At 70.3% G+C, this 12,271-nt stretch carries 12 protein-coding genes; 6 read left to right on the top strand and 6 right to left on the bottom strand.

Annotated elements, in window-relative coordinates:
• Positions 1-5: 5 nt before the first annotated feature.
• Positions 6-413: a hypothetical protein gene (locus tag ACGF7U_RS07590; protein WP_393103988.1), complete on the top strand. Its 408-nt coding sequence runs from the start codon at positions 6-8 to the stop codon at positions 411-413.
• Between the two features lie 605 nt (positions 414-1,018).
• Here the strand turns inward: ACGF7U_RS07590 and ACGF7U_RS07585 are convergent.
• A complete protein-coding gene (locus ACGF7U_RS07585; RefSeq protein ID WP_393103986.1) occupies positions 1,019-1,939 on the bottom strand; it encodes a LysR family transcriptional regulator in 921 nt (306 codons plus the stop codon).
• Between the two features lie 110 nt (positions 1,940-2,049).
• Between ACGF7U_RS07585 and ACGF7U_RS07580 the strand changes: the two genes are divergently transcribed.
• From ACGF7U_RS07580 to ACGF7U_RS07560, 5 genes are all read left to right on the top strand, one after another.
• A complete protein-coding gene (locus tag ACGF7U_RS07580) occupies positions 2,050-2,772 on the top strand; it encodes an aspartate/glutamate racemase family protein (RefSeq protein WP_393103984.1) in 723 nt (240 codons plus the stop codon).
• Between the two features lie 29 nt (positions 2,773-2,801).
• A complete protein-coding gene (locus ACGF7U_RS07575; protein ID WP_393104173.1) occupies positions 2,802-3,278 on the top strand; it encodes a RidA family protein in 477 nt (158 codons plus the stop codon).
• 66 nt (positions 3,279-3,344) lie between these two features.
• On the top strand, positions 3,345-4,220 hold the full coding sequence (locus ACGF7U_RS07570) for an acetaldehyde dehydrogenase (acetylating) (RefSeq protein ID WP_393103982.1): 876 nt from the start codon (positions 3,345-3,347) through the stop codon (positions 4,218-4,220).
• Positions 4,217-5,221, top strand: coding sequence for a 4-hydroxy-2-oxovalerate aldolase (gene dmpG, locus ACGF7U_RS07565; RefSeq protein WP_393103980.1), 1,005 nt, complete (start codon positions 4,217-4,219; stop codon positions 5,219-5,221). Before ACGF7U_RS07570 ends, dmpG begins: the two co-directional genes overlap by 4 nt.
• Positions 5,222-6,019, top strand: a complete 798-nt coding sequence (locus ACGF7U_RS07560; RefSeq protein ID WP_393103978.1) for a 2-keto-4-pentenoate hydratase — start codon at positions 5,222-5,224, stop codon at positions 6,017-6,019.
• 145 nt (positions 6,020-6,164) lie between these two features.
• On the opposite strand, the gene ACGF7U_RS07555 is transcribed toward ACGF7U_RS07560, so the two are convergent.
• From ACGF7U_RS07555 to ngcE, 5 genes are all read right to left on the bottom strand, one after another.
• Positions 6,165-6,758, bottom strand: coding sequence for an NTP transferase domain-containing protein (locus ACGF7U_RS07555; protein ID WP_393103976.1), 594 nt, complete (start codon positions 6,756-6,758; stop codon positions 6,165-6,167).
• A 286-nt stretch (positions 6,759-7,044) separates the two neighbouring features.
• Positions 7,045-8,769 (bottom strand): bifunctional 3'-5' exonuclease/DNA polymerase, encoded by a 1,725-nt coding sequence (locus ACGF7U_RS07550; RefSeq protein ID WP_393103974.1) that lies wholly within the window; start codon positions 8,767-8,769, stop codon positions 7,045-7,047.
• A gap of 192 nt (positions 8,770-8,961) precedes the next feature.
• Positions 8,962-9,885, bottom strand: coding sequence for a carbohydrate ABC transporter permease (locus tag ACGF7U_RS07545; protein ID WP_393103972.1), 924 nt, complete (start codon positions 9,883-9,885; stop codon positions 8,962-8,964).
• Positions 9,885-10,793: a carbohydrate ABC transporter permease gene (locus ACGF7U_RS07540; RefSeq protein ID WP_091108206.1), complete on the bottom strand. Its 909-nt coding sequence runs from the start codon at positions 10,791-10,793 to the stop codon at positions 9,885-9,887. The genes ACGF7U_RS07545 and ACGF7U_RS07540 overlap by 1 nt, the downstream gene beginning before the upstream one ends.
• 20 nt (positions 10,794-10,813) lie before the next feature.
• Entirely contained in the window at positions 10,814-12,250 is a 1,437-nt protein-coding gene (gene ngcE, locus ACGF7U_RS07535; protein ID WP_393103969.1) for an N-acetylglucosamine/diacetylchitobiose ABC transporter substrate-binding protein, read from the bottom strand.
• Positions 12,251-12,271 lie beyond the last annotated feature (21 nt).

Genomic DNA, 12,271 nt, shown 5'->3' with positions numbered 1-12,271 from the left:
ACCGCGTGCGTCGTAGTCTGACCACCCTCGCGCTGCTCATCCTTCCACTGTTCGCGGTGCTGGCGCCGACTCCGGCGAGCGCGGCGGGCACCCTCGATGCCAAGTCCGCGACCCTGGTCGACGGAGGTGCCGCCGTGGACGTCACCCTCACCGTGGTGTGCCCGGCCGGCATGACCGGCGTCTTCGAACTGGTCTTCGAGCAGCGGTCGGGCAACGGCGCGGCCAACGGGTCCGGCTGGGCGCCGCTTCCCTGCTCGGGCCAGCCCTATGACGTGACGGCGCGGGTGGCGGCGCAGCCCGACGGCACCCTCTTCCGGCCCGGCAAGGCGCTGGTCAAGACGATCCTCGAACTGTGTGGCCCGGAGACGTGTGAGTACCCACGGATCAACGACACGGTCCGCGTCACCCACTGATCCGGTCGGCGGCCGGGGCCGGGGCCGGGGCCGCCGCACATCGACAGGGCAACCTCGTGCCTCGCCACGCAGCCTCGAACGGGTGTTCCGTGCGTCCTGAAGCGGTGGTGGCTACCGAGCCGGTCCGCAGGCGACGGGCCGTACGGACGCTTTCGAGCTGAATCGTTGGCGACATCAGGCGATGGTGTCCAGGCCGCGCCGTGCGCTGCACGGCGGTGAATCGTCTACGACATCAGCTCGAAAGCGTCCCACGTGTGCGGTGCTTCCGCTCGTCGACGGATGCCGGCCCACGGGGCGTTCCCAGCCACATCCGAAACGAATTCAGCCCTCCGGGATCACCCGTTCAACATTCGAAGGACGGGCCACTAGATGTTGCGGGGCAGGAGGTTGTTGACGCGTCTGCTCGCCGCGATTGCGGCCAGGCTCGACGCCCACGACCCGGCGGCCCTTTCGGCCGGTTGCCCGGTCCTGACGAGCCTGTCGGTCGGATCCCGACAACCGTCCTTCGCACTCGCAACAACCTGACATCACCGCGCAGCCCGATCGCCGAACGACTTCGCAACTCGCCGTCATCTATCGGGAGATCTCCACCAGAATCGGGGCGTTCAGTTGCGCGCGGAAATATCGGATCTTGCGGCGCGATGCCGAACATTGACGGCGTTCAGGGCGGTGATGAAACGGGTAAGGAGCGGGCTGATCTCCTCGGCTCGCCAGACCAGGTGCAAGGTGGTGGCGGTGCCCGCGAGGGGTCGAGGCGTCACGCCCTCCCGATGCAGCACCCGATAGGAGTCGGCCATCACGGCCGCGCCGAAGCCGGCTGCGACCAGCGCGAGAATCGTCTGCACGGTCCGGCCCCGTGCGGCGACGCGCGGCACGATCCCGGCGTGGTGGCACAACGAGATGATCTCGTCGTGCGCATGGGGCGCGGACTCCCGCGGCCACAGCACCAAGGGGACCTCATCGAGAACGGACACCGGCGCCGGCTCGGGGGTCCTGGCGAGAGGGTGCCCGGCCGGCAGGAAGAGGGCCAGCGGCTCGCGCGCCCAGACGCGGGTGGCCAGACGGGCGTCGCGGGCCGGCAGCCGCTGCACCGTCACATCGAGGCTGCCGCCCAGGATGCCGGCCGACATCTCGGCGTCGTCGAACAGCTCCACCAAGCACAGGTCGACGTCCGGGAGTTCCACTCGTAGTCGTCCGAGAGCGTCTCCCAGCACGCCGTTGATGCCTGATCCTGCGAACCCTACCGTCAAGCGGCCAGTCTTACCCGCGGCAGCCAGCCTTACGTCGTCCAGAGCGGCTTCGGCGTCGGCCAGCATGCGCACCGCCCGCCGAAGCAGCGCTTCGCCGGCCGCGGTGGGAACGAGTCCGCGGCCGGTGCGATCGAACAGTTCGGCCCCCAGGCGTCGCTCCAGCTCACCCAGCTGCCGACTCAAGGTCGGCTGGGTCAGATGCAGGCGGCGCGCGGCTCCGCTGATGGATCCTTCCTCGGCGATCGCCACCACATAACCCAGCAGACGTAGCTCCATCCATACCTCCAAGGCATGGACCGTATATCAGTCCATGCTGCAGAGTAGGCATCGAGGATGAGTCGGTAAAGAATGAAGCCACCCCGATTCCCCGAACGCCGGAGGGCGTCGTGAAACACCTTGGAGTTCTCGCCCACAGCACGGGAGGGGCCGCCCTGTGCTTCCTCACCTTCTGTGAGGAGGGTTTCCGCAGGACCGGCCGCAACGAGCATCCCGACGTCACCCTGGACTACATCGCCTTCGGATACAGCATGCCCGCCTGGGACGCGGGGGATCACGCTGCTGTCCGGGACACCCTGGCCACCAGCGCGCGCCGGCTCGCCCGAGCCGGCGCGGATTTCTTTGTCTGTCCGGACAACACCGCACACCTGGCCCTGGAAGTGCCGGGAGCTGAGCTTCCGCTGCCGGGCCTGCACATCGCCGAGGTCGTCGCGGAGCAGGCCGCCGCCGAGGGGCGCACCCGTGTCGGCGTGCTCGGCACCAGATACACGATGGACGCCGAGCTGTACCCGCGAGCGTTCGCCGCTCGCGGGATCGCCGCGGAGCTGCCGGACGCGGACGACCGCGACCTCGTCAACGAAGTCATCTTCACGGAACTGGTGAACGGCGTGATCAGCGACGGTTCGCGCCAGGAATACCTTCGCGTCATCGAACGGCTGGCCGATCGGGGCTGCGACGCGGTCGCCCTTGTCTGCACCGAGATCCCGATGCTGATCACGCCCGACGTGTCCTGCCTGCCGACGTTGGATTCCACTCGGCTGCTGGCCCGCGCGGCCTATGAGGTCGCTGTGGGCGAGCGGGCAATGCCCGACTGGCACGGCGGCCCTCGATGAGCCCGGGACGCTACGAGCCGGATCCCGCCATGCCGCACCCCGAACGGCGCCTCGACGCGTTGGGGCTGACGTTGCCGCAGGTCGTCCCACCGGTCGCGACCTATGTGCCAGCCGTACGCAGCGGTGCCCACGTCCACGTGTCGGGCCAGGTGCCACTGCGTGAGGGGCGGCTGATCGCGGCCGGGCGGCTCGGCGACACGGTCAGCGTGGAACTCGGGTACGCGTGCGCACGCCAGTGCGCGCTCAACTCGCTGGCGGCGCTGAAGGCGGAGGCCGGTGACCTGACGGCGGTGGCCCGCGTGGTCAAGGCCCTGGTGTTCGTCGCGTCGACGGCCGATTTCACCCGGCACCCAGAGGTGGGCGACGGGGCGTCGGACCTGCTCTGCGAAATCTTCGGCGACGCCGGGCGGCACGCCCGCTCGGCGGTCGGGGTGATGTCGCTGCCGCTGAACGCACCCGTCGAACTGGAGCTCTTGGTCGAGCTTCACCAGCCGGCCCGCGGCTGAGTCCGCGAATCTCCGGAGCCCCGCCCCGAGGGAGGGGCGACACCCCTCGATCACAAGGAGTCCCGTATGCCCGGAAAACTCCCGGCGGCGATCGTCGGTTCAGGCAACATCGGTACGGATCTGCTCTACAAACTACGCCGGTCCGAGCTCGTCGATCCGCGCTTCATGATCGGCATTGCCCCTGGCAGCGAGGGTCTGCGGCGGGCGAAGGACCTCGGCGTCGAGGTGTCCGCGGAGGGCATCGACTGGCTGCTCGGCCGGTCGGACCGGCCTCCGCTGGTTTTCGAGGCGACCTCGGCGAAGGTGCATGCCGCAGCCGCGCCGCGCTACGCGGCAGCGGGGATCACCGCGATCGACCTGACACCCGCGTCGGTCGGCCCCTGGGTCGTACCCGCCGTCAACCTCGATGATCATTTAGAGGCACCGAACGTCAACATGGTCAGCTGCGCCGGACAGGCCACGATCCCCCTTCTGCACGCGATCAACCAGGTCGCCGACGCCTCGTACGGCGAGATCGTCGCAACCATCGCGAGCGCCAGCGCCGGGCCGGGCACGCGGTGGAATCTCAGCGAGTTCAGTGAGAAGACCGGACAGGCTCTGGTCTCAGTCGCCGGAGTGGACGAGGCCAAGGCGATCTCGCTGATCAATCCGGCCGAGCCGCCCATGGTCATGCGCGACACCGTGTACGCGAGGGTTCGCCGCAGCGACGCCGGCCGGATCGAGCAGGCCGTGCGAGACATGGTGGAGAAGGTCCGGCGCTACGTGCCAGGTTACCGGCTGCGGCTCATCGAGGTCGACGGCGATCTCGTCACCGTCATGGTGCAGGTGGAGGGCGCCGGCGACTTCCTGCCCCCCTATGCCGGCAATCTCGACATCATCACCGCCGCTGCGGTCGCCGTCGCCGAGCGGATCGCGGAAAAGAGATTTGGGGTCGCACGATGATCACTCTTGTTGACACGAGCCTGCGCGACGGCATGAGTAGCGTGTCGCACCAGTTCACGCCGGAGCAGGTCGCCGCGGTGGCGGAAGGTCTCGACCGGGCACGTGTCCGGGTCATCGAGGTCGCCCACGGCATCGGCATCGGCGCCTCCTCGATCCAGTACGGCATCGCCGCCGCGACGGATGTCGAGTACGTACAGGCCGCCGTCGCCGCGGTCGACACCGCCGACATCGCCGTGCTGTACGTGCCGGGAATCTCGACGCTCGCGGCCCTGGACGCCGTGCACAAGGCGGGGGCGACCACGGTGCGGGTCGCCACGCACTGCACGGAGGCCGACTGCGCCGAGCAGCCGATCCGGCACGCCCGCGAGCGGGGTATGCGCGTGATGAGCTTCCTGATGATGAGCCACAAGCTCGAACCCGCAGCACTCGCCGAGCAGGCTGCCGCCCTGGAGTCCTACGGCGCGCAGGTGATCTACGTGGTCGACTCCGCCGGGGCGCTCGTACCCGGGTCCGCCGGGGCTCGCGTCGCCGCGCTGCGCGACGCGGTCAGCGCCGACATCGGGTTCCACGCCCACAACAACCTTGGGGTGGGCATCGGCAACGCCCTCGCCGCGGTCGAGAACGGCGCGACCTACATCGACGGGTCACTCCGAGGTCTGGGGGCCAGCGCGGGCAACGCCCAGACGGAGGTGCTCGCGGCAGCGCTGGAACGTGCCGGCCACGACCCGGGGGTCGACGTGTTCGCGCTCATCGAGGTCGCCGAACGCATCATCGCACCGCTGATGACCGAGCCCCAGATCGTCGACGAGACCGCACTCCTGCTCGGTTACGCCGGTCTCTACTCCACCTTCTTCCACCCGGCGAAGCGCGCCGCGGTCAAGTACGGCGTGCCCATTCGCGAGCTCCTCCTCGAGTTGGGGCGGCGCGAGGTCATCGGCGGCCAGGAGGACATGATCATCGATGTCGCGGCGGAGCTTTCGAGCCGGGCACGGAGGGCGTAGGTGAGGTCTTCCGAGGTCCGCGAGGCGGCCGCCGCGTTGCTCGGTGCCTACCGGTCGGGCACACCGATTCCGCCCCTGAGCACGACCTACCCCGGGGCGACGATCGACGACGCCTACCAGATCCAGCAGGAGCAGGTGCGCATCTGGACCGAGGCCGGCGACCGGGTGTGCGGCCACAAGATCGGCTTGGTCTCGGCGGCGATCCAGCGGCAGATGGGCGTCCACGAGCCGGACTACGGCCATCTGACCGCGAGCATGTTCCACCCGCAGCACCGGCCCATCCCCGCCGGCACCTTCCTACAACCCCGGATCGAGCCGGAGATCGCCTTCGTCCTCGGCGCCCCTCTCCGAGGGCCCGGAGTGACGGTCGACGACGCCAGGAGAGCAGTGCGTTGCCTGTTGCCGGCACTCGAGATCGTCGATTCTCGAATCCAGGACTGGAAAGTCTCGATCGTCGACACGATCGCCGACAACGCGTCATCCGGGGCGGTGGTCCTTGGAAGCACGCCGATCGATCCAGCCGACGTCGACCTGCCATCCGCGAACTGCGCGCTGCTCAGGAACGGCACGGTCACGGAGACCGGTATGGGAGCCGCGGTCCTGGGCGCCCCGATCAATGCTCTGGCCTGGCTGGCGAACGCCGTCGGTGCGCTGGGGGTGTCGCTGGAGCCGGACCAGATCGTGCTGTCCGGCTCCATCACCAGGGCCATCACGATCGCGCCGGGCGACATCATCACGGCGGACTTCCCCGGGATAGGGACGGTGACGGCAGTGCTGGCCGAGCACGGCCCGTCCTGACCGCACCGTTCTGCTGACGACCGACTGGCGGGTGGGCCGGGAGGACGACGACCGGCCCAGGCGGAGTCCCCGGTGCGATTGACGCGGGAGGAAGTCAGAGTCAAGCGAACCTGACGGCGGTGCTGTCCTGGCCATACGGCGGCGACTAGACGCCGACGCGCTGGGGCGGGACGGTCAGGCCGTAGAGCGCCATCAGCTCCGGGGTGTCGACCCGGCTGCCGTCGGCGACCGAGTCGCAGGAGATGTCGACGATCTGGTCCTTGTGCGCCAGCAGGTAGGGCCGGGCGCCGACGTCCGCGCTGGCCAGGGTGGCGATGCCGGACCAGTGCCGGCGCCCGAACAGCATCGGGTAACCGCGCAGCCCGTCGTACGTGGCGCAGACCAGCACGTCGGGGTACGGCAGCGCGGTCACCCGGCGAACGGCGGTGGCGGTCAGGCCGGGCATGTCGACCGGCACCACCACGACCGCCTCGATCCCCTCGTCGTCGAGCGCGGCCAGGCCGGCCCGGATGGACGAGCCGACGCCGGTGCCCCACGCCCGGTTGATCACCACCGTGACGCCGCTCAGGTCGGCCGTCTCGCGGACCTGGTCGGCCGCCGCGCCCAGCACGACCACGATCCGCTCGCAGCCCGCCTCGGTCATCGTGTCGATCATCCGGTTCACCAGGGGCTTCTCCCCCTGGTGCAGCAGGGCCTCCGGGCCACCGATGCGGCGTCCCCCGCCCGCGGCGATGATCATTCCTGCGATCCGGTTCAGCTGGGCCCCCTCCACCGTGGAGCGGGCCGTGTCGCGAGGGCACGGCCCGCTCCGTCGTACGGACATCGGGAGCAACGAGCACGGGGCGCGGCGGGTAGCGGGGCGAAAAGGGAAAATAGTGCAACTGTTACCGATCGGCTACAGAGCCCGACCCACCTCGTCCGGCGGCTGACCGACTGGTCGCGGACGCACGAGGACGCGATCGCCGAATCCCGTCAGGCGTGGAACGCCACCAACCCCGGATCCGCCGTCTCCTGACCGAGGCCCGTCACGCCGCGTCGGCGTAACAGCCCACGACGGACAGATCCAGCGGGAAGCGGACCGGGGTGTCGCCGAAGAGCAGCGCGGCGGCCCGCTCGCCGGCGCGGGTGACCGCCTCGGCGACCGCGCCGGCCTGCTCCGCCGGGCAGTGCACGATCACCTCGTCGTGCTGGAAGAAGACCAGCTCGGCGCGGGTGCCGGCCAGCTCGGCGCGGGTGCCGGCCAACTCGGCGCGGAGCGTCGCCAGCAGGGTCGAGGCCCACTCGGCGGCGGTGGCCTGGATGACGAAGTTGCGGGTGAACCGCCCCCGCGAGCGGGCCGCCCGGGCGCGCGGCGACTGCCGGTCGCCGCCGCTGTCGGGGTCGGCCTCCTCGCCGTCGCCGAACCCCGCCGTGCCCGGCGGACAGGTGCGGCCCAACCAGGAACGCACCAGCCCGCCGGCCTCGCCCGTGCGCGCGGCGGCCTCCACGTAGCCGAAGGCGGTCGGGTAGCTGCGGCGCAGCACCGCCAGCGCCGGCACCGCCGACCCGCCGGTCTGCCCGTACATGGCCCCGAGCAGGGCCACCTTGGCCCGGGCCCGGTCACCGCCGAAGGCGTCCTGGGCGAGGGCGGCGTAGAGGTCGCCGGCCCCACCGGCCGCCGCCAGCCGGGCGTCGCCGGAGACCGCGGCGAGCACCCTCGGCTCCAACTGGCCGGCGTCGGCGACCACGAACCGCCAGCCCGGGTCGGCGACCACCGCCCGCCGGATCACCTTCGGGATCTGCAACGCGCCGCCGCCCCGGGTGGCCCAGCGACCGGAGACCACCCCACCCGGCACGTACTCCGGCTGGAACCGACCGTCGCGCACCCAGGCGTCGCGCCAGGCCCAGCCGTGCGCCGTCCAGATCCGGTAGAGCTCCTTGTATTCCAGGACCAGCGGCACCGCCGGGTGGTCCACCCCACGCAGCACCCAGGCCCGCGTGTTGGGCAGGTCCACGCCGGCCCGCGCGAACGCCCGCAACAGCTCCGCCGGGGAGTCGGCGTGCAACTGGCGTACGCCGAACGCGGCGGCGATCCGGGCCGCCAGCTCGGCCAGCCGGCGGGGCGGGCCACCGACCGGGGACGGCTCGCCGAGCAGCTCGGCGAGGATCTCGTCGTGCACGTCGGCCCGCCAGGGCAGCCCGGCCGCGCCCATCTCCACCGCGATGAGCGCGCCGGCCGACTCGGCGGCGACCAGCAACCGGAACCGGCCGGGGTGCTCGGTCGCGGCGATCCGGGCGAGCTGGTCCGCGTACACCCGGGTCAGGGCCTCGATGCCGGGCCCCGGCGGGCCGGGCAGGGCGTCGAAGAGCGCGTCCTGGCCGTGGCCGGGGGGCGCGGCCGGGCGCGGTGGCGGGTCGGCCGGCACCGGCGCGCCGGTGAGCCGGGCCCAGGCCGCGGCGAGCGCGCGGGGCTCGCCCCAGCGGCCGGCGTGCCCGAGCAACAGCGCCTCGGTCAGCTCCGCGTCGTGGCAGCGCTCCACCCGCACCCCGGCGCGCAGCAGCGCGGGGTAGACCGTCGCGCCGGACGCCCACACCCAGCGCGGCCGGTCGGCGGCCTCGCGGGCCGCGACGGCGGCGGCCAGGTCGGCGACCGGCTCGGCGGGCCCGGCGGGCAGCCCGTCGGGCCGCAGCGGGCACAGCACTCCCCCGCCCCGCTCGTCCGAGACCACCGCCACCAGCACGGACGTGATTCTGCCTCGCCCCTGTGACACCCCGCCCGCGCCCACGCTGGCGCGGTGCGGGGCGCCGGTAGCCCGCCGTCGGCGGCCCTGTCCGCACGGTGCGACCCGCCTGCCGGGAGTGCCCACGTGCCGCCCCGTGGACAGAAGTGGCGGCCGTCCCCCCGTGGGACGGCCGCCACCTTCCGGACGGCGTGCGCGACGACACCGCGCGGGGCGTCCGGGTTACTTCACCGCGCCGGAGGTGAGGCCCGACTGGATCTGCCGCTGGAAGACCGCGTAAACGACGATCATGGGGAGGATGGCGATGGTCAGCGCCGCGAAGAGGCCGGACCAGTCGGCCTCGTAGCCGGCGTTGACCGAGATGTCCGCGATGCCCTGGGTGAGCACCCATTTCTCCTTGGCGTTGGAGAGCAGCACCAGCGGGAGCTGGTACTGCGCCCACTGCCCGATGATGTTGAAGATCCCGACGCTGATCAGGCCGGGCTTCGCCATCGGCAGCATCACCTGGAAGAACAGCCGGGTGTGCGAGCAGCCGTCGATCATCCCCGCCTCGGCCACCGACGCCGGCAACGTCTTGAAGAACGCGGCCAGGAAGAAGACCGTGAACGGCAGCGAGTAGGCGATGTAGACCAGGACGACCCCGGTGTGGGTGTCCAGCAGTCCCAGGTTCTTCACCACGAAGAAGAGCGGCACCAGGGCCAGGAAGACCGGGAAGGCCAGCCCCGAGACGAACAGGTAGTAGATCGCCCGGTTGCCCCAGAACTTGTAGCGCGCCAGCACGTACGCGGCCATCGAGCCGAACAGCATGGTGCCGAGCGTGCTGCACGACACCACGATCACGCTGTTGAGGAAGTAGCGGCCGACGTTGGCCTTGTTCCACGCCCGGGCGTAGTTCTCGAAGCGCAGCTCCGCCGGGAGCGTCCACGGACTGCTGAAGATCTCCGTGGTGTTCTTGAACGAGGCGAGGAAGGTCCAGAGGATCGGCACGATCACGATCACCGCCCAGACGGCGAGGGCCACGTGCCCGAGGCCGGCGAGCAGCCGCACCTCCGAGCGTCGGCCCCGGCGCCCGCCCGAGGTGCCCGGCGTGACGGTCTTCGGCGGTAGCGCCGCCGGTGTCGGCGGCAGCGTCGTCTGCGGGTTCATCAGTACTCCACGCTTTCCCGCTTGGTGAGCCGCAGCGTCAGCGCCGCGAAGGTGATGGTGAGGAAGAACAGCGCCACGCCCATGGCGGAGGCGTAACCGTACTTCGAGTAGACGAAGGCGTTGCGGTAGATCTCCATGGCCAGCACCGTGGTCGCGCCGTCCGGGCCGCCGCTGTCGACCGAGAGCACCGCCACGATGGCGAACGCGTCGAACGCGGCGATGCCGAGATAGACCCAGGCGACCTGGAGGGTGTCCCACAGCAGCGGCAGGGTGACCCGGAAGAAGAGCGTCACCCGGCTCGCCCCGTCCATCTCGGCGGCCTCGTAGATCTCGCCGGGGATGGAGGCCATGCCGGCGGAGAAGAGGACCACGTAGAAGCCGACGGCCTGCCAGACCAGCACCGCGATGATCGACCAGAGCGCCAGGTTCGGCCGGACCAGGAAGAGCACCGGGTCGAAGCCGAGCTTCATCAGCACGCCGTTGATCAGACCGGACTCGTTCGGCCGGTAGACCATCTGGAACAGCACCGCGATGATGGCCACCGCCAGGACCTGGGGGAAGAAGAACACCACCCGGTAGAACTTCGCCCCCCAGACCCCCTGACGCTGCCCGCCGCTGCTCTTCCCGCCCACGTTGAGCAGGAACGAGAAGAGCAGCGCGATGGCGATGGTGATCAGCGGCAGGGCAAGCAGCAGTACGCCGTGGTGCTGGACCGCCTTCCAGAAGCTGTCGTCGTCGAACAACCTCCGGTAGTTGTCGAAGCCCACCCACTGCGGGGCGGAGAGCCCTCGCCAGTTGGTCATCGAGATCTGGAACGCCTGCGCGTACGGCGCGATGACGAAGACCACGTACAGCGTGACCGGGACGAAGAGGAACCCGATCACGAACGGATACTTGCCGTGCCGCATGACCCCTACGCTCCGATCGATCAGCGCTTGAACTTGGCGACGGAGCTGTCCTTCTTGATCGCGTCGGCGCGCTTCTGGATCCGCTCCACGAAGGCGTCCGCCTTGATCCGGCCGAACATCAGCTCGTTGGTGGCGGTGCGCGCCTCCGTGTCGAGCTCCTTGTACCAGCCGTCGAAGTACAGGTTGAACACGTCCTGGCCGGCGGCCTTGAGCGCGCTCTGCGAGCTGGCCACGCCCGGCGGGAAGGCGAAGCCGTCCGAGCCGGCGGTGACCACGGTCGGGGCCTTGACCACCTCGGTGAAGCCCTTCGCGCCGGCCACCGACAGCATCTGGCGCATGTACTCCATGCCGCCCTTGGGGTTCTTGCTCTTGGCCGAGACGAAGTAACCCTCACCGGCGGTCGCCCGCAGCGCCGTCACCGGCAGCTTGTCCGACGCGGACAGGCTCGGCACCGGCATCATCTGGTACTCGAAGCCGGGCGGCGTGTCCTTCTTCTGCTCGCCCTCCAGCCAGTCGCCGCTGGGGTAGAGCGCCAGCTTGTACTGGTTCTGCCGCAGCTGCACGTCGGTGTGCTTGAGCCCCTCGAAGCTCTTGTCGACGTACTTGGCGCCGATCTCGGCCCACGCCTCGGCGGCCTGCTTGACCGCGTCCTGCTGCCAGGCGCCGTCCTCCAGGTTGTCGATGTTCTTCAGCACGTCCGTGCCGCCGATCTTCGCGGCGTGGGTGAGGATCACGTTCCACTGGTAGTAGGCCGCGTTCGCGCCGGCGTAGCCGTACGGCGTGATGCCCTTGGCCTTGATCTTGTCGAGCAGCGCGGTGAACTCGTCCCAGTTCTTCGCCGGCGCCCAACCGTTGTCCTTGAACAGCTTGCCGGAGTACCAGATGCCGAAGACGGTGGAGACGTAGTAGAGGACGTACGGCTTGCCGTTGAACGACCCGGCCTCGACGGTGCCCGGCACCACGGTGTCGCGGACCTTCTTGTTCGGGTCGTCGACCGACGGGGCGTCCCACAGCTCGGTGAGGTCCTGGAGCTGGCCGTCGGCGACCAGGGCGCCGAAGTCCATCAGCTTCTCGCCGGAGTTGTTGACGAACTCCGGCGGGTTGCCCGAGGCGAACCGCGGCTGGAGCACCGTGGAGACGGCCTGGGTGGACTGGTGCTTGATCTCGGCCTTCGGGAACGCCTTCTTGTACAGCGGCTGGTGCACGTCGGTGGCGTACTTCTCGCCGTAGCCGCCGTTGAAGATGATCACCTCGACCGGGGCGTCCTCGGCAACGCCGAGCGGGTTGGTGGCGCTCTTGGTGCCGCCGGCCACCTGCTCGTTCTTCTCCTCGCCGCCGCTGGTCGCGCAGGCGCTCAGCAGGCCGACGGCGGGGGTGGCGAGCAGGCCCGCGGCGGCCGCCCGGCGCAGCACCGTCCGGCGGCTCAGATCCGCCGGGTTCTCGGGGGTAATCGACATCGTCGTCTCTCCTTGGGGTGT

Origin of the sequence: Micromonospora sp. NPDC047670 (assembly GCF_043204915.1) — a bacterium.
In the GTDB taxonomy this organism is placed as follows: domain Bacteria; phylum Actinomycetota; class Actinomycetes; order Mycobacteriales; family Micromonosporaceae; genus Micromonospora.
This window is presented reverse-complemented; position numbering and strand designations above follow the sequence as displayed.

Bases quoted from the DNA above. Each gene is read 5' to 3' on its own strand.
- dmpG (WP_393103980.1), top strand. From the start codon at position 4,217: ATGATCACTCTTGTTGACACGAGCCTGCGCGACGGCATGAGTAGCGTG.
- ACGF7U_RS07575 (WP_393104173.1), top strand. From the start codon at position 2,802: ATGCCGCACCCCGAACGGCGCCTCGACGCGTTGGGGCTGACGTTGCCG.
- ACGF7U_RS07545 (WP_393103972.1), bottom strand. From the start codon at position 9,885: ATGAACCCGCAGACGACGCTGCCGCCGACACCGGCGGCGCTACCGCCG.
- ACGF7U_RS07540 (WP_091108206.1), bottom strand. From the start codon at position 10,793: ATGCGGCACGGCAAGTATCCGTTCGTGATCGGGTTCCTCTTCGTCCCG.
- ACGF7U_RS07555 (WP_393103976.1), bottom strand. From the start codon at position 6,758: ATGATCATCGCCGCGGGCGGGGGACGCCGCATCGGTGGCCCGGAGGCC.
- ACGF7U_RS07570 (WP_393103982.1), top strand. From the start codon at position 3,345: ATGCCCGGAAAACTCCCGGCGGCGATCGTCGGTTCAGGCAACATCGGT.
- ACGF7U_RS07585 (WP_393103986.1), bottom strand. From the start codon at position 1,939: ATGGAGCTACGTCTGCTGGGTTATGTGGTGGCGATCGCCGAGGAAGGA.
- ngcE (WP_393103969.1), bottom strand. From the start codon at position 12,250: ATGTCGATTACCCCCGAGAACCCGGCGGATCTGAGCCGCCGGACGGTG.